The sequence below is a fragment of the Paenibacillus sp. FSL H7-0940 genome (genome assembly GCF_037979415.1).
Classification (GTDB): Bacteria; Bacillota; Bacilli; order Paenibacillales; family Paenibacillaceae; genus Paenibacillus; species Paenibacillus amylolyticus.
On the sequence record NZ_CP150280.1, the window covers coordinates 4,326,043 to 4,342,195 of the forward strand.

Here is a 16,153-nt window from a genome sequence, read left to right on the forward strand (position 1 = left end):
AGAATTCAATTTCTATAAATTTCAGGTAACTTCGAACATAACACAAAAAAAGTCTCCCATCTTTGGCAGAACCAGAGATAAGAGACTTCTTTCAATAAACTAAACTACCAAAACTTCACTAGACATTGCTTTCAAAAGCTAACGAAAAACACGTCGGTGTATGTTAATGAAGAAGTCGGGAATCGACTTGGTATAATTGCGGGTTGTAATCAGAACCACACTAAGCAGACTTCCGAGAATGAATCCTCCCAGAATATCTCCTGGATAATGCACACCAACATATACACGCGACACCCCTGTCAACACAGCGAGTAACAACATCCATAACCCGAAGCGACGTCCAATAAAGAATGAAGCAGCCGCTAGAGCAAATACAAAGGAAGCATGTTTACTTGGAAAAGAAGGATCAGGTACATGGGCAACCAGCTGATGCACAGTCCCTTCTACAAAAGGTCTTGGGTGACCGACTGCTGGTGAAATCCCCCATTTGGCCAGAACCAGCGCTACAATGGAAGCCACACAGGCATAGAAAACAATTCGTTGTTTCGATGGATCGCCGAGAAACCATACAATAACGAGCAGTGCAATCATGACCCAAACCGCATACTCGGATGATGTGATCATAAACCAGTCCAGAAACGGTATTTGGTCTGCAAACTGATTAATCCAATTAAATAGTGATTGATTCATAACTGGCTTTTAATACCCCCATTACACAAAACAAGATTATTTTTTACATATTAAATATACACTAACTATTTGTCAAACAATCCTCAAATTGACCGAAGTTACGAAATCAAAGAGGACTTTTTGCTTTCTTTTTGTTAAACTAGTTTGGGTTACATATCAGTTCAATCATAGAAAGGTGAAGATTATGCTTAAAAAATGGTTATGGGGTACAGCCCTGACCCTGGCACTTGCGATTACAGGTGTCGTTGTATATTACGGATATTCGATTGTTCATTTTGCCAATAGCATCTCCACGGCTTCCGGGACTTCATCCAACTCGTCCTCTTCCGGCACAGACAACGATTCAGACACACCAACAACAACGATTCCCAGATGGGAGGGCCAGGAACGGGTGAACATTCTGCTCCTTGGTGGAGACTCAAGAGGCGATGATTCAGGACGCTCAGACTCGGTCATGGTCGCTTCCATTGATCCGGTCACCAAGAAAGCCCATCTATTCTCCGTACTGCGTGATACCTATGTTGCCATTCCCGGGCATGGCAAAAGCAGACTTAATGCAGCCTTTTCCTACGGGGGTGCGGAGCTGACCAAACAAACCGTCAGTGATCTGCTCGGTATTCCCATTCAGCATTATGTCTACACAGACTTTACAGGTTTCATGGCACTTGTTGATGCGGTAGGTGGCATTGAAATCGATGTGGAGAAAGACATGTATTACACCAGTAAAGCAGATAAACATATGTACGACATTGACTTAAAAAAAGGATTGCAGCATATGGACGGCAAAACCGCTCTGCAATATGTTCGGTTCCGGCATGATGCCACCTCGGATTTTACGCGCACCGAACGGCAGCGGATCTTCATGACCGAGCTGGCCAAGAAAATGCAGAGCACCACGTCGCTCTTCAAAATCCCTGATATCCTGGAAGCGATCGCTCCCTACATTGAGACAGACCTCAGTCCAACCCAGATGTTAAAACTCGCATCACTTGGCTTCGATATCCATGTGAACGATATCGATCAGCAGCAGATTCCACCGAACAAACTACTCACCAATGAACTGGTCAGCTCAGCTCAGGTACTGGGTGTTGATGTGACCAAACTCCAGTCCTACATTCAGAAACTGTTTGAAGAAGATGCCGAGTCCTCAGAGACTCCATCATCAGAGGATCAGAACTAAAACAAGCATGAGATATATCAACAGAAAAGACGGCCAAAGCCGTCTTTTTTAGTACCTATTTTCACCATTTAATGCAGCCTTAATGTTTAACATGTACCCTTATATAATGAACTCCGGTTCCTGGAGGGAGGATTACAATGTGAAAAAACCGCGAATAACGGAATGGACTGAACTGCGGGGCATTGCCTTTCTGGCAATCGTCATGCAGCATAGTATCGCTGAGTATATCTATCGCGCTGATATTGAACAACCGGATTCCATTATGCTGACCATGATTTATCATCTGACCCGATTTGGTACGCCAACGTTTGTATTTCTATCGGGTGTAATGTTGTTTTACCATCATCGTAACACCAAACCGGACTATCCTCGCTTCATTCGAAAGCGATTTGGCGATATCTATATGCCGTTTGTCGTATGGACACTGATCTACTGGCTTTCTGTCCGTATCTTCACCCCCGCGTTCTGGCTTGCAGGCATACCGGATTTTCGCAGTCTGATTCGTGAACTGTTTATACCACAGACGGGGTATCATCTCTGGTTTGTTATTATGGTGTTTCAGTTCTATATTCTGTTCCCCCTGTTCTGGACAGGAGCAAAAGCCATTCAGAGACGTATCCAGAACACCTCACGTTTCACGCCCATGCAAGTCATTATCGGACTAATTCTCTTTGCAGCAGCACTATATGCCCTGCTTATGCAATGGTCCTACTATAATATGGGGGGCTGGACAGAATCCATGTCTGAGCCTTGGTCAACGTTGCTGCAATATCGCTCCTATTCATGGGTGATGTACTGGTTCTACTTTTTACTGGGTGCCGTATGTGCCTGGTCAGTGGATAGCTGGAGGAGCTGGACCACAAAGATCCTGCCATGGACGATCTGTCTGTTTATAGGGATGTATATATGGCTTGGTTACGATGTGCTGCGTGGGTCCGGGGATGTTGTTAATCTGAATATCTCCACCTATCTGAAACCAACCACATTCCTGATCATTATGGCTCAGATGTTTATGATGTATGGTTTCCTTGTACTAATGCGGGGCAAAGATACACGGTTTCAGCGCCTCTTAGCCTGGATTGGCCGCTATTCATTTGGTGGATATCTGGTTCATGCACTGGTGATCTACGCGATCGCTTATGTCACCAGACCGCTTCAACTCAGTGGATTGCATCTGCCTGTAACGTTGCTATCGTTCCTTGTAACCGTTGGTATTGCTCTTGCAATCAGTTGGGCGCTATCCAAGCTTCCTGGCTCACGTTTCACCGTAGGGTTAATGCGTAAACCACGTTCAACTCCCAATCCATCAGCTGCTGTGGACAAAAGAAATTCACCTGAGCGAACTCCGTCACCCGGCTCAACTCGCAGTCCGGGAACGAGTGAGCCGTTTTAGAATAAAGAAGAGCGTCCCCTCACGGAGACGCTCTTCTTTATTCTACTTCGCTCGAAGTTGATCGTCCAGGAACAGGTTCCTGGGGACCCGGGGCTGGATGCACGTTGCCCTTCTGATTCACAAATCTCTTCAAATCACCCGTTAATTGTTCCTTCAGCTTGTCCACCAGCTGCGTTTCGCTAATGCCTTTTGCCTGAGCAATCTCAGCCAGGGATTTCCCTCCCTGAAGCTGCTCGTGCAGTTGAGCAGGGGTCACTCCAATAAACCGGGCAATTTCGCCCTTATCTACCATGGAACGTTTGCCATGGTGGGCAAATTCACGCCGCAAATCACGCAGCGGTGTATTAATGACCTTTTTCAACTTGGTATCCATGTCTGCCTTCGTGGCTGCAGCTTGTTCCTTGGTGAGACAACCTTCTTCCACAGCTTGATCCAAACGTTGTGCCAGTGTAGGCTTCAACTTCTGCAATAACTGCTCCTCACTAAGTCCCTTACGCTCTTTCGCAATCTGGGACAACGTCTTGCCAAGTTCCATCTGTTCTTTCAGATCCCGAAGTCCAATCCCAAGCAAGTCTGCCGTCTCACCAATCATAAACAGACCGTGTCCTGCCTGCATGCATGGCTTCGCTGGTTTGCCGGAGGAAGAAGCTTTTGACGCATCATCATGTTGCTCAGCACGAACGGCTGGATCAGCAAATGCCACATGTCCTGTTGCTGCTGTTATAACTACGGCTGCCAATCCGGCTGCCTTCCATGTTTTCCATTTCAAATTCATTTTTCTGCCGCCTTTCCGATGTCGAAATCCTGTGCCTTCCTAGTTTGAGCCTAAAATCCACTTTTTTATGCCATAAAATACAAAAAGTCATCATTTTTCTCACAATTGATCACAAAAAATCCTATTTTTTTCAGTTTATTTCCGCTATACTAAGTGTAACTTCATGATCTAGTCGAACAGTCCTTAGTCACCTTATCGCAGGAAGGACGATATGTAATAATGCGGAAAGATTGGTTAGATCCGTTTAGATCCGATCTGGAGGTCGTGTTTGCTTCAGCGGAGCAACTCGTACGGGAATATCCCGAACCCTTGTCAGGACATGCATTAGAGCAGCTTCGTTCGGTTAATCCGCTGTTACGAGATTCAGGACACAGCTACATCGGGTACATCACTCCACTTTGGATGCAACACTCAGATAAACTACCCCCAGAGAAAGCACACCAATTAAGTACAGCCTGTCTCATCCATATGTTATATTTTCTGAATCAGGACGACGTGATGGATGAACAACCGGAGAATGCCACATTGAAGTTATCCCTGGGTAATCTATATTACATGGATGCACTTCAATCTTACTCGGTATTATTCAATCCTTCCTCCACGTTCTGGGTCTATTTCAGACAATATGTAGTGGATTGGGCCGTGAGTGTTACGGGTGAGCATTCCATTGATTATTTCCAACAGAATCCCTTGTTGATTGCGCAAAAGGCTGCCCCACTCCTCATTGGAGCTACTGGTGCACTGCTTCTGCTGAATCAGTCCGACCGGATCATCCCGGTGTGTTCTACCATCAACATCACACTCATGACACTCCAGATGACCGATGACTTCACAGACACGCAACAAGATGCTGTGCATGGAAACTACAACAGCTACCTCTCCCACATATCCGCAGCATTGAATCATAACTATCCAGTTCATCCTCTAAGCGACCGTATACATGACAATGTATACAATACACAACTCATGAACTCTTACGTAGACATTGCTTATCACTATAATCGTACACTAACATCGTCTAACTTAGGAATATCGCATCTCGAGGCGTTTAATTCTTATTTATGCAGCACTTTAGTACAAGCTGTTCAGGACATTACACAACGGAAGAAACAGCTCCTCCAAGGTGGGTTTCATCACTGGATTAGCGAGCAACAATTGGGATTCTGAGCATAACGACTAAGCTAATTCAGTTTAATTTTAAATATGAAGGGAATGTTGACGATGATGGTATCAGAGAAAACGTTGCATGAGGATATTATTGAAAAGGCTTGGACTGACGAGCACTTCAGACAACAATTGCACTCCAATCCGAAGCAGGCGCTTCGTGAAGCGTTTGGCATCGTAATTCCGGAGCACATTCAGGTCCGTACTGTTGAGGAGCAGCAGAATGACTATGTGCTTGTCATACCTCCCAATCCTTCCAAAGTAAATTATGATGTGAATTGCGGACCTTGGAGAAGTTAATTCGGGTGAGCTAATCTTGTAGTGTAAGAAATTAGGGGTAGGAACAAAAAAAGCCGCTGTATCCTTCTGTGAGTTCGTCAATCGACGAACTCGACAAAAGTTACAACCGCTTCTGTTCCTACCCCTTTGGTGCTTGTAAAGCTGATCTGTCCTTGCATCGCTTCAACAATACGGAATGTCACCATCATGCCGAGGCCTGTGCCTTTGATTTTATTGGAGAAATAAGGCTCGCCCAACCGGGAGAGTGCTTCCTCGTCCATTCCTTCTCCGTTATCCCTGACATGCACCTTAATCATTCCGTCCTGCTTGTACGCCCAGATATCAATCTGGCCTTGTCCCTGCAGAGCTTCAATACTGTTCTTAATAATATTGATAAAAGCCTGCTTAAACTTCGAGGAATTGCCTCGAATATATAGATCTGGCGGAATGTCAGTGGTGATTTTACCACCTTCCAGATTAGCCATCGGTACAAGAATGCCTTCAATATGATTGAACTCATCCGAGATATTGAGCGAGATAATATGATCAAACTCAGGTTTGGCAAAGGTAAGAAAATCCGTTATGATGCCCGAAGCCCGATCAAGTTCTTCCAGTGCAATTTGCACATACCCCTTATTTTTGTTGTCTTCCTGTTCCGTCATAAGTTGCAAGAACCCTCTTGTCACCTGAAGTGGATTACGTACTTCATGGGCAACGGAAGCGGCCAATTCACTAATAATCTCCATCTTTTCGGATCGCTGCAACTCATTGTTGAACAGCTCCAGTTCCTTGGAATACTCTAGAACTTTAGTATGTTTTTCGGCAAAACGACTTCCGAGAATGGCAATCAACGAGATCACAAATGCAACCATGGACCATTTCCACCATAACAGATGATACGTCCCACTCCGCTGATAATACCATAACAGTTCAGCCACACTGATCAAGGCAAATGTACCAAATCCCGTTGCAAGCAGCATAGCTTCCCGATTTCGTTGCAGCGCTTTGGCGATGGTACCAACTAACAGGATTGTCAGCAGAATGACCAGCACAATGCCAACCACACGCTGTACGAGCAGATTGTAGAGGATCTCCCATTGCCCACCTGAAGTAACATAGATAAATAGAGAGAACACAGCGATAACTGAATATATGAATAGTATTTTTCGCAGTTTGGTGAAGATTCCATGCAGTCCTGGCCCGATTATCTGTTCAAAAAAATAACATAGCGCTGGCATACCCAGCAGCATCGCCAGATCAAAGACTACGGAATACAGGTCACCATATACCTGATAGAACGTATACAAAAATTGCGAGTACGTGATGATCATCGTGCCGATGGAACCCATCACAATGCATAGCGAGATCCATAATCCCTTATGGAATTTGCCAAGGAAGAACGTACAACTCAGCATCGTAATCGCTGTGAACACAAAGGTCGCGCCCAAAATTACATCAATAAGTCCGTTATGAATATATTTCTCCTGTAACGCGGCATAAGGTCCAACCTGAACAGTACCTTGTATCCCCAGACGGCCTTTTTCATTTTGCGACCATACATAGAGCGTGTCACCTGAATTTTCGCTGGATAAGGGCAGCAACACAGCATTATTATCATAATTGTAATGATAATTCTCGTAGACCTTGCGGTCTTCCAGATAAACAACAATATGATTGCCTTTAACGTTCTCAAATCGAATGGCTGAACTTTCCTCACTCAACTCAGGAATGGTCAGGCGAGTCCATAAAGAATTCGATCGATCCGTATTGCTATACTCTAATTTATCGCTGCCCTGCTTTTCCCATATCTCGTCTGCTCCCTTAACCTCACTGATGAACCCTTGATCGTCAACGTTCCCCCATTTTACTTCCCATCCTGTAATGGATACAGGTTGCTGAACCGCTCCTGTAGTTGCAAAGACTATCCCATGTGGCATGCCTAGAATAATCAATACACTCATCCATAAGATGACGATAGCTTTGGGCACATTTTTCATTCACAGCACCTCAAAGTTCTAATTTTCACTATCTTAGATTCTCTCATTTATCATTCGCCACCGTTTGTCACGTCACCTTCTTGAGATAAAATGAAATTTCACATTTAAGTCGATTTATAGTCTTATTTCCATTTTATTGTTAAAGTTATCCGATTAATCACGCAAGTCTTCGAACTGGTTCACTATCATTTCCCGTTCTTTCTGTTCAACTTGACTGCGAAATTCAAGCCACTGCTCTGTCTCCTCATCATCATAGATGGTCCATATGTCGGAAAAAAGGAAATCCCGTAACTGGACAACTTGCCCGGACCATATACCGCCTACCCAAAACAAACCATCCGGACGACGGATGACGGTACGGGAGAACCCGGGTGTGGACGCCTTTTGCCCGATACGGATGCGTGTGATCATATTACCCAGTGTATACCAGTCCACATGAATCCCTCCCTTACATATTCAAGCTTCATCATAACATAGGCAAAACAGGAAAAGCTGTAAAAACGGTGGCTGCGATTCAATCCTTTGCTCCGGGTGTAATGGTTTCTCAAAGCAAACAAACACGCTAAGGAGATGATTACAATGAATGAGCCCCATCGTACGGTTGAGGTGGAACATAAGGATGTTCAGCATAAATCGGATTCAAGTATGGTCGCTTCCACATTTATTAAATATGCCGCATATATCATTATCTTTTTCGGATTCTTATACTTCTTGGTGAAGTATGTATTCCCCAAATTCTAAGGCATTCATATCGTAGCGAACACCCGGAGATAATAACCTGTGCAAGATTACAATATTAGCGCTTTGGGTAACTACGGGGTAAGAAGCATTTGGACAACCGACAATGAAAGGAAGTGTTACTCATGTCTGACAAACCAATTAGTAACGAAGAGAGCGACCGCTATTATGACCGTTATCAGAGGTCCCGCGATATTCCGCCAGAGACGGAAGTCCCGGAAGGCGATATGGATACCTTTGATGAAGTTTCCGGCAGACGGATTGTAACGGAAGATTCGGATCTGGCACCCGTAGCCGCAACCGCTGTGGATGAGCCGGAATTGGATTCACGTTTGGCTGAGACACCGCTGGAATCTGTACCGGATGCAGATCTTCTGCAACCGAACAGTCCGGTTGATCCTGCTGCACCCGATCCGGATGCGCTGCATGGTACCGATCTGCTTAATGGTGCTGGTGCAGATGCCAAACCAGAGAACGACATTCCACCACGACATTAACAGCTGTTATGACATCCTGAATGAGGAGGTGCATACACGATGAAGGAAGATCGCCAGAAGCATGTGCATGAACCGGATAATCTCGTGACCGAACGGGATATTGACCCGGACTTCGGACTGTTCACTGAGGACTCCTTCCCCGAAGCACTTGAGGATGAGGATCAACGTGATGCGGTCGAGCATGCCATTCCCAAAGAGAAGGCTTCTCGTAAGCCCTCTTCAGATGACTAACTTAATAGATCCGTAGTAGACTTAAAAAAGATGACGTCTGTAATTTCACAGCGTCATCTTTTTTGTTACCTGTAAGTTCACTTACACTTAGTGATTTAGCATCATCGCTTAGCGGAAACCTTACTTGCCACGGGCAGTTTGTGATCCAATCCTGACCACTTCGCTACCATCGCAGTGATGATCAATGCAACTCCATTAATAATAAATATCCAGCGTATCGGCAGCCAGCCTCCAAGTACACCACCAATAATCGGTCCCGCCATCGTCCCGATCTGGGCAGCGGATTGATTCAGACTAAAAGCCCTTCCCCGGAAACTCGATGCGGTAGCCTGCACAATCATGGCGTTAATTGCCGGAAATACAGCCGCAAAGAATAAACCATACACAAATCGTAAAATGCCGAATGCGATATAACCTGTTGTAAAGAACTGCAGAAGATTCCCTACAGCCCCACCAACCAGTCCGATGATCAACACTTTACCGTATCCAATCCTTGAACCAATCTTGCCCCAACGCGGCGCCATAATAACGGTTGCTACCCCCACCGCTGAGAAAATAATACCCGAGCTGAGTGAGGCACGATCCGGCTGAACGCCCATCTCCATCACATAGACCGTCAATAGTGGCTCCAGAATCATGACGGAAAATGTACATATGCCCATCATGCCAAGCACCGTCATAAACAAACGATTCGCTCTCGCTTCACGAATGTCATCCATGACGTGGGAACGCGCTTTGTTCCGGTTGAAGTTCTCTTCTTTTACCCAGAAGGTTGCGATGATTGCTGAGACTAACACAACAATAGCCGAAAACAAAAATGCATTCCGGTTACCATAATAATGACTCACCACGCCACCAATTAACGGTCCGATAATACCACCAGTGGCTCCTGCAGTGGACATAATACCAAGTGCATAACCAGTCTTCTCTTCAGGTGTATTCGTGCCTACCAAGGCAATCGCTGCTGGAACAAACCCTGCAAGCAGACCCTGAAACAATCGAACAACAATTAGTGAATACGGGTCCTGCACGAAATAATTGATTAAATACAAGACGGCAAGGCTGTATCCCGACCGGATCAGCATGGGCTTGCGTCCGTATTTGTCAGCCAGTGATCCCCAGAACGGAGACACGAGTGCACTCGCAAGAAACGTAATGCCAAATGCCAGCCCTGACCATAACTCCAGGTGATCACGAACCCCCAAGTCAGCACTTAGAAACAGGGGCAGAAATGGAATTGAGATCGAATAGGCGGTGCTGCAAAAAAATACACCAATCCACAATATGACCAGATTGCGCTTCCACGAGAAGTTCATATACCCGCACGCCCTTTCCGTTACTGACGCCGGGACTGCCGTGTATTGGAGCGGACGGAACAGACCCGTACGTCCCCGATGCGGAAGCATTTTCCTTATTTTACACCCATCATTCCATGAAGGCCATCCTTTGTTCACCACAAACACATGTATTACATTGCCATCCTGTCCACAAAAACGGTATGATAGTTGGGTAAATATCCAAATATGATTTGGAGAAAATATATAATGCAGAGATGCAAGGAGGAACGTTTTTATGTCTTTACGGTGGAAAAAAACAACCGCAGTATCGCTCGTTCTTGCGATGCTGCTTATCGTCATTAGTGGTTGCGGACGCCCTGCAACCAGTGCCGAACAAACGCCGGTCCCGGCCGCACCTGAAGGTCCAAACCCGGTAGCTACCATTGAGATGCAAGATGGTCAAAAGATCGTTATTGAGCTCTACCCCGAGATTGCGCCCAACACGGTGTATAATTTCATCTCCCTTGCGAATAAAGGGTTCTATGACGGCCTGATCTTTCACCGGGTCATTCCCGGCTTCATGATTCAGGGTGGAGATCCCAATGGCAACGGTTCAGGCGGCCCAGGTTATACGATCAAAGGGGAATTTACATCCAATGGCCACAAGAATCACCTAAATCATACTCGGGGAATTATTTCGATGGCACGTAAATCGGATAATCTTGATTCAGCAGGCTCCCAATTCTTCATCATGTTAGCAGATGCTGATTATTTGGATAATGCATATGCTACTTTTGGAAAAGTGACCGAAGGTATGGAAGTTGTGGATAACATTGCAGCTCAGGAAATAGGTGAAAATGACAAACCGGTTACTGATCAAGTCATGAAAAAGGTTACGGTAGACACCCACGGTCTGGAGTATCCAGAGCCGGTAAAAATGCCTTAATTAACTTCCTTGCCAAATGGATAATAATCCATGGTTATGACTTGTAAGGAACTCTAAACAAACAAAAGCTCTGTCCTGTGCGTATCTCGCAAGGCAGAGCTTTATTTATTGATTTTAATGATAACGGTTACATATATGACTTTATAAAAAATGACCTCTTCCGGCATCATCCTCAATACATCCATCCCATCAAACGTAACCAGCCGATAATCGCAATCCATAACGGGCAGCTAAAGGCAACGCCCCATGCAAGCCCTTTCAGTAAACCACGGTTTACTTCCACGAACAACGACTCCTTTCTCCAGGGAATAGTCGCAGTATCGGTAATAGTATATGATTTTATACCCGTTTTCATTCGTCACGCAACCCTCGTTTTCCTGCTTTTGTTCCGCAGATTCATGGAATGCTTTACGGGAACCTGATATACTATGACTACTGTACGATAAATGGAACCTGATTCATGTTTGGAAAGGAGATTTTCCTATGGCAAAATCCAAAAAACGCACTCCTGCTCCCAAAGCAGCAGTAGCACAGGATAAACCCACAACACTGAAGGATCTGCTTAGCAGTGATGTGCTGGAGAAGCTGAAAGCTCAGGCGGATGAAGCCAAGGCTGCCGAGGCGGCTCTTAAAGAGCAGGAACGTCAGCAGGCAGAAGAAGCTCGCCAAGCGGAGCAGAAGCGCCGGGATAACGATTTCGAATATTTGCTCAATAACAGTGCAATGGACTGGAAGAAACATAAGTAAACCAGGGCATGACCTGAGGGTGTTTCCTACCATTCACATGCCAAAATAATATTACAGCAGACAGATCATGAAGATGATCTGCTCACAGAACAGGGCCGCATTGCGGTCCTGTTCTTTTTGATATATACACATATGATTCACGCATCTTGAGCCGGGTATGTTAGAAGTAGAGCGTACAACGATAATCTAACTCATGGAGGGATCAGAGATGACAGAACAACGTTTGGAAGGCAAAGTGGCGATTGTAACCGGAGGTGGATCGGGTATTGGTCAGGCTACTGCTATTCGATTCGCCGAACATGGGGCCAAAGTGTACATGCTGGATCGCACACCCGAAAATGCGGAGGAAACCAAGCAGACGATTGAAAAGGCTGGCGGAGAAGCGTATGTGATCGAATGTGATATCTCCAAACCGGATAATGTGCAGAAGGCAATCAATCAGGCTGCGGCTGAAGCGGGTAAACTGGATATCATATTTGCGAATGCCGGCATTAACGGAACGATGGCCCCGATTGAAACGATGGAAATTGAGGACTGGGACCAGACGATGGAGATCAATATGCGCGGAACCTTCGCAACCGTCAAATATGCTATTCCTCATCTGAAAGAACATGGCGGCAGCATCATTATCACTAGTTCCATCAACGGTAACCGGGTCTTCTCAGGGATTGGTTTCTCTGCATACGCTTCCAGCAAAGCGGGACAAACTGCATTTACCAAGATGGCTGCACTGGAGCTGGCTCGTTATAAGATCCGTGTAAATGCCGTTTGCCCGGGAGCCATCGATACCAACATTGATGATAACACCTACCCGTCGGATGATCTGAAAGAAGTACAGATTCCTGTTGAATTCCCTGAGGGTCACGAACATCCGCTCAAGGGCGAACCTGGAACGTCGAAGCAAGTGGCGAACCTCGTTCTGTTCCTCGCTTCCGATGAAGCCTCTCATGTTACAGGTACACGAATCTACGTGGATGGTGCGGAATCTCTGCTCCGTGGATAAACATATAAAAGCTGGCCCCATTCAGGGACAACGCCCAAACATCCCGCAAGCGACCTGATCCAGTCAGGTTACTGCGGGATATTTTATTTATAAAGAGTTTATAATACGGCGCAGACGCAACTACAAGGATTATCCCTATACCGCGGAGCTTTTACCTTTTTTCACACGATGCTTCAACCGATCTGGAATGGCAAAGAGCAAAATGTACATTAGCGAGAACAAAACTAGCGCAAGTATCTCTTCCCCAAGGATGTACATGGGATACGGACCTAGCATATCCAGCACCGAGGGTGTACTCGGCTTGTGTCTCAAAAACATATAATTCGCGTCAAGCATGACATCTACAATGTATACAATTAGTGCTGCCACATTCACAAATATCATCGAACCTGCTACAGATCTCCAGCTAGGTCGCAGCTGTTCCACCCAAGTCATGTAGAGTAAAGCCAGAATGATACAGGCATGAGCGACGAAAAATTGAATGAATCGAAAATGTGCATAACCATAACCCAGATTAGGAGTCAGGATCGCCATAAGGGCTCCGGCAATGCCTGCAAACAGCAGTGCAGAATGCAACAGTCGACTGCGTGTCAGTAGTAACAACGCCGATAATAGCAGAGACAGACTGCATAGTTCGAGTGGCAGTGACGTCTGCAGGCTCCATATCCCTCCATACACATACCAGAGCTGCAGCACGATTTCGGAGGCAAACATGATACAAGCCAGAACAATCCGCAGTATGCGGCGTGCCCTCTCTGACCATGATCGAAGATGGTGCCGAAGCAAAAACATCAGTACAATCAATGCTGTAATTACGCTAATTGAAACGATATGTGAAGTGGAGAACAGGATAAACGGCTCTGCATCATAAGGGTCCAGCCATGGTGGATACGCCATGCATCTCTTCTCTCCTTTACAAGGATTTCACCAACAGTATCTCTCTTTAATGTTAACTTTTTCATTTTGCCATTGAATGAAAGTGCTGTCCAGTTGGAATTCTAAATAAGCATTGTAATTTAAATATCTTTATGTTAAGATAAATTCAGAACCAAAACAAACGAAAAGTTAGTAACTTTCTTAATCGAAATACAATATACCGCACTTAACAAACGTTCAACTGAACATTTACACTATCCCATTTCATCTAGGAGGAATTATTATGCAAATCAAAGGACTTCACCACGTATCCGCTCTAACAGCACATGCCGATCAGAACTATCGTTTCTACACCAACATCATGGGTTTGCGCCTCATCAAAAAAACGGTCAACCAAGACGACGTGTCCGTCTACCATCTCTTCTATGGCGATGAAAAAGGCAATCCGGGTACCGAACTTACCTTCTTCGAGATTCCGATGGCCGGACAGACTCGTGAAGGGGTGAACAGCATATCTGGAACGTCACTGCGTGTTCCAAGTGATGCGGCACTTACTTACTGGCAGCAACGTTTTGACGAATTCGAAGTCCCACATGGAGAGATTGTTGAACGGGGTGGTCGTGCCACGCTCTCGTTCACAGACTTTGAAGGACAACGTCTGATTCTGGTCTCGGATGAAAACAATACAGGTGTCGCTGGTGGTAAACCATGGGATCAGAGCCCTGTGCCTGCCGAATATGGCATTGTAGGTCTTGGCCCTATCCATCTTACGGTAAAAGATGCTTCCCTTACCGCGCCGGTTCTTACCGAACTGCTCGGTTTCAGAGCTAAAGGAAGTTACCCTGCCTTTACTCCAGGTCAACCTGATGTACTCATTTTTGAATCCGGTGAAGGTGGCAGCGGCTCCGAGGTGCATGTCGAGGAACGGAATGACCTTGCCCAAGAGCGTCCTGGACGTGGTAGCGTACACCACGTTGCGTTCCGTGTGGATAACGAAGAAGAACTGAAACAGTGGGTGGAACGGGTTCGTAACTTCCAATTCCCTAACTCCGGTTTTGTAGATCGCTTCTACTTCCGCTCCCTCTATTTCCGTGAAGCAAACGGTATTCTGTTCGAACTTGCAACCGATGGTCCGGGATTTGATACAGACGAAGAATTGGAGCATCTGGGAGAATCGCTTGCTTTGCCTCCATTCCTTGAAGGTCGCCGCGCTGAGATTGAAGCCAATCTCAAACCGCTGGATACCGTCATTCGTTAATATTCGTAACAAAAAGAAAATAAAAACGATGTTCACCAGGCAACTCTGAATACCGGATACGGTTCAGGAATCGCATAGTGAATCATCGTTTTTTTATGTTTATGCTTGCCTTGCCCCTTCTGTAAGGTCGCAAACTTGCAGATTGTGTTTTACTTCGTCAGATACGATGTTGTGAGCGGTACAAACAGAGCCGAACCCGGATCTTCAGATACAATCTCTACATAGACAGCGTCTGTACCTTTAACATCCACATCTAGACTCATCATACCGCTTTCTGGAGTGATATTGAACTTTTTGAGTGTCGCGAGATCCTGATCATAGATATGAATCTCCTGATTTCCTTTCAGCGCGGCAAGTTCCAAGTGCAGAGAAGAATACTTTTTACCCGTATTAATCTGGATATCATCCCCCTGTTTCGTAGGATCATTATGCAGATAAACATCCTTGTAATCCTTGCCTTTATATGTGGTATCCTTAGGATCTTTGGTGTGCCAAGCAGTAGATCCCAGTACGGATGTTCCCAGTGCACTCAGCGTTACTTTTCCGTTGGTTACGGGCGCAGATCCATTCGTTCCGCCAATCAGGACGGATGAAGTTGCACTGTCATACGTGATCTCTGTCCCAAGCAAAGATCCCACAGCACGCACAGGCAAATAAGTCGTTCCGTTGTAAGTGATAGGCAACACTGTTTTACCATTGGCATCTTTGGCTGTCACCGTGGCACCATTCATTTTTAGCGTAATCTTGCTGTTCAGATAGGCTTTAATCTGTTCCAATCCTGTTGCTGCGAGTGCACCTGTTCCGATCCCAAGCGTTAATGTGCCTACCATCAAACCCAGTACAACCTTTTTCTTCATCAAAATCCCTCCTGAATGTTAAAATGATTTGTCCTTTATACATTTAAACGACTAAAGTGATAATGTCAATTGTTTCCTACGTTTTTAGTACACAGTGCCTATTTTCGGGCAGCACAAAACAAGGCTGTATGTCCCCATTTTTTTTCAGCCTCGCCCTGTTTCCCACTGTCCGTATACGGAGTAAGGAAGATATTCTTGTCAGATGTTCACTTAACTTCACACTTGAGAACTTTCAATTCCCGATG

Annotated in this window: 18 protein-coding genes; 11 read left to right on the plus strand and 7 right to left on the minus strand. The window is 45.5% G+C overall.

Translation table 11 applies throughout. The features are described from left to right. Positions 1-138: 138 nt before the first annotated feature. Positions 139-690: an undecaprenyl-diphosphatase gene (locus MHB71_RS19205; protein ID WP_051449605.1), complete on the minus strand. Its 552-nt coding sequence runs from the start codon at positions 688-690 to the stop codon at positions 139-141. 184 nt (positions 691-874) lie between these two features. On the opposite strand from MHB71_RS19205, the gene MHB71_RS19210 reads away from it, so the two are divergent. Next, entirely contained in the window at positions 875-1,870 is a 996-nt protein-coding gene (locus tag MHB71_RS19210) for an LCP family protein (protein ID WP_340027283.1), read from the plus strand. Positions 1,871-2,009: 139 nt separating this feature from the next. Next, a complete protein-coding gene (locus MHB71_RS19215) occupies positions 2,010-3,263 on the plus strand; it encodes an acyltransferase (protein ID WP_340027284.1) in 1,254 nt (417 codons plus the stop codon). 37 nt (positions 3,264-3,300) lie between these two features. On the opposite strand, the gene MHB71_RS19220 is transcribed toward MHB71_RS19215, so the two are convergent. Continuing rightward, complete coding sequence (locus MHB71_RS19220; RefSeq protein ID WP_340027285.1) at positions 3,301-4,038, minus strand: hypothetical protein; 738 nt, start codon at positions 4,036-4,038, stop codon at positions 3,301-3,303. Positions 4,039-4,257: 219 nt separating this feature from the next. Here MHB71_RS19220 and MHB71_RS19225 point away from each other — a divergent pair, with 219 nt between their 5' ends. Next, positions 4,258-5,205 carry a hypothetical protein gene (locus MHB71_RS19225; RefSeq protein ID WP_127548306.1) on the plus strand — a complete coding sequence of 316 codons (948 nt, stop codon included), beginning with the start codon at positions 4,258-4,260 and terminating at the stop codon, positions 5,203-5,205. A gap of 54 nt (positions 5,206-5,259) precedes the next feature. Further along, positions 5,260-5,502: an NHLP leader peptide family RiPP precursor gene (locus MHB71_RS19230; protein ID WP_091015589.1), complete on the plus strand. Its 243-nt coding sequence runs from the start codon at positions 5,260-5,262 to the stop codon at positions 5,500-5,502. 77 nt (positions 5,503-5,579) lie between these two features. Here the strand turns inward: MHB71_RS19230 and MHB71_RS19235 are convergent, their stop codons facing one another. After that, a complete protein-coding gene (locus tag MHB71_RS19235; protein WP_340027287.1) occupies positions 5,580-7,478 on the minus strand; it encodes a HAMP domain-containing sensor histidine kinase in 1,899 nt (632 codons plus the stop codon). Between the two features lie 153 nt (positions 7,479-7,631). Then, positions 7,632-7,913 (minus strand): hypothetical protein, encoded by a 282-nt coding sequence (locus MHB71_RS19240; RefSeq protein ID WP_036611533.1) that lies wholly within the window; start codon positions 7,911-7,913, stop codon positions 7,632-7,634. Positions 7,914-8,057: 144 nt separating this feature from the next. Here MHB71_RS19240 and MHB71_RS19245 point away from each other — a divergent pair, with 144 nt between their 5' ends. The 3 genes from MHB71_RS19245 to MHB71_RS19255 all read left to right on the plus strand — a co-directional run bounded on the left by MHB71_RS19245 (position 8,058) and on the right by MHB71_RS19255 (position 8,944). Continuing rightward, complete coding sequence (locus MHB71_RS19245) at positions 8,058-8,219, plus strand: hypothetical protein (RefSeq protein WP_017690239.1); 162 nt, start codon at positions 8,058-8,060, stop codon at positions 8,217-8,219. 122 nt (positions 8,220-8,341) lie between these two features. Next, positions 8,342-8,713: a hypothetical protein gene (locus tag MHB71_RS19250; protein ID WP_036611534.1), complete on the plus strand. Its 372-nt coding sequence runs from the start codon at positions 8,342-8,344 to the stop codon at positions 8,711-8,713. Positions 8,714-8,752: 39 nt separating this feature from the next. Further along, positions 8,753-8,944, plus strand: a complete 192-nt coding sequence (locus tag MHB71_RS19255; protein ID WP_036611535.1) for a hypothetical protein — start codon at positions 8,753-8,755, stop codon at positions 8,942-8,944. 101 nt (positions 8,945-9,045) lie between these two features. Here MHB71_RS19255 and MHB71_RS19260 read toward each other — a convergent pair whose 3' ends face one another. Beyond that, a complete protein-coding gene (locus MHB71_RS19260) occupies positions 9,046-10,260 on the minus strand; it encodes an MFS transporter (protein WP_036612104.1) in 1,215 nt (404 codons plus the stop codon). Positions 10,261-10,516: 256 nt separating this feature from the next. Here MHB71_RS19260 and MHB71_RS19265 point away from each other — a divergent pair, with 256 nt between their 5' ends. From MHB71_RS19265 to MHB71_RS19275, 3 genes are all read left to right on the plus strand, one after another. Continuing rightward, on the plus strand, positions 10,517-11,167 hold the full coding sequence (locus MHB71_RS19265) for a peptidylprolyl isomerase (protein ID WP_340027288.1): 651 nt from the start codon (positions 10,517-10,519) through the stop codon (positions 11,165-11,167). Positions 11,168-11,650: 483 nt separating this feature from the next. Further along, positions 11,651-11,914 (plus strand): YqkE family protein, encoded by a 264-nt coding sequence (locus MHB71_RS19270; RefSeq protein ID WP_036612099.1) that lies wholly within the window; start codon positions 11,651-11,653, stop codon positions 11,912-11,914. 208 nt (positions 11,915-12,122) lie between these two features. Continuing rightward, positions 12,123-12,917 (plus strand): SDR family NAD(P)-dependent oxidoreductase, encoded by a 795-nt coding sequence (locus MHB71_RS19275; RefSeq protein ID WP_036612094.1) that lies wholly within the window; start codon positions 12,123-12,125, stop codon positions 12,915-12,917. Positions 12,918-13,052: 135 nt separating this feature from the next. Here the strand turns inward: MHB71_RS19275 and MHB71_RS19280 are convergent, their stop codons facing one another. Continuing rightward, positions 13,053-13,814: a TIGR02206 family membrane protein gene (locus MHB71_RS19280; protein WP_340027289.1), complete on the minus strand. Its 762-nt coding sequence runs from the start codon at positions 13,812-13,814 to the stop codon at positions 13,053-13,055. A 262-nt stretch (positions 13,815-14,076) separates the two neighbouring features. Between MHB71_RS19280 and MHB71_RS19285 the strand changes: the two genes are divergently transcribed. Next, positions 14,077-15,051: a ring-cleaving dioxygenase gene (locus tag MHB71_RS19285; RefSeq protein WP_340027290.1), complete on the plus strand. Its 975-nt coding sequence runs from the start codon at positions 14,077-14,079 to the stop codon at positions 15,049-15,051. Positions 15,052-15,200: 149 nt separating this feature from the next. Here the strand turns inward: MHB71_RS19285 and MHB71_RS19290 are convergent, their stop codons facing one another. Then, positions 15,201-15,908, minus strand: a complete 708-nt coding sequence (locus MHB71_RS19290) for a hypothetical protein (protein ID WP_339189336.1) — start codon at positions 15,906-15,908, stop codon at positions 15,201-15,203. Between the last annotated feature and the right edge of the window lie 245 nt (positions 15,909-16,153).

Bases quoted from the DNA above. Each gene is read 5' to 3' on its own strand.
- MHB71_RS19265 (WP_340027288.1), top strand. From the start codon at position 10,517: ATGTCTTTACGGTGGAAAAAAACAACCGCAGTATCGCTCGTTCTTGCG.
- MHB71_RS19230 (WP_091015589.1), top strand. From the start codon at position 5,260: ATGATGGTATCAGAGAAAACGTTGCATGAGGATATTATTGAAAAGGCT.
- MHB71_RS19280 (WP_340027289.1), bottom strand. From the start codon at position 13,814: ATGGCGTATCCACCATGGCTGGACCCTTATGATGCAGAGCCGTTTATC.
- MHB71_RS19220 (WP_340027285.1), bottom strand. From the start codon at position 4,038: ATGAATTTGAAATGGAAAACATGGAAGGCAGCCGGATTGGCAGCCGTA.
- MHB71_RS19255 (WP_036611535.1), top strand. From the start codon at position 8,753: ATGAAGGAAGATCGCCAGAAGCATGTGCATGAACCGGATAATCTCGTG.
- MHB71_RS19235 (WP_340027287.1), bottom strand. From the start codon at position 7,478: ATGAAAAATGTGCCCAAAGCTATCGTCATCTTATGGATGAGTGTATTG.
- MHB71_RS19285 (WP_340027290.1), top strand. From the start codon at position 14,077: ATGCAAATCAAAGGACTTCACCACGTATCCGCTCTAACAGCACATGCC.
- MHB71_RS19270 (WP_036612099.1), top strand. From the start codon at position 11,651: ATGGCAAAATCCAAAAAACGCACTCCTGCTCCCAAAGCAGCAGTAGCA.
- MHB71_RS19245 (WP_017690239.1), top strand. From the start codon at position 8,058: ATGAATGAGCCCCATCGTACGGTTGAGGTGGAACATAAGGATGTTCAG.
- MHB71_RS19225 (WP_127548306.1), top strand. From the start codon at position 4,258: ATGCGGAAAGATTGGTTAGATCCGTTTAGATCCGATCTGGAGGTCGTG.
- MHB71_RS19260 (WP_036612104.1), bottom strand. From the start codon at position 10,260: ATGAACTTCTCGTGGAAGCGCAATCTGGTCATATTGTGGATTGGTGTA.
- MHB71_RS19275 (WP_036612094.1), top strand. From the start codon at position 12,123: ATGACAGAACAACGTTTGGAAGGCAAAGTGGCGATTGTAACCGGAGGT.
- MHB71_RS19250 (WP_036611534.1), top strand. From the start codon at position 8,342: ATGTCTGACAAACCAATTAGTAACGAAGAGAGCGACCGCTATTATGAC.
- MHB71_RS19205 (WP_051449605.1), bottom strand. From the start codon at position 690: ATGAATCAATCACTATTTAATTGGATTAATCAGTTTGCAGACCAAATA.
- MHB71_RS19210 (WP_340027283.1), top strand. From the start codon at position 875: ATGCTTAAAAAATGGTTATGGGGTACAGCCCTGACCCTGGCACTTGCG.
- MHB71_RS19290 (WP_339189336.1), bottom strand. From the start codon at position 15,908: ATGAAGAAAAAGGTTGTACTGGGTTTGATGGTAGGCACATTAACGCTT.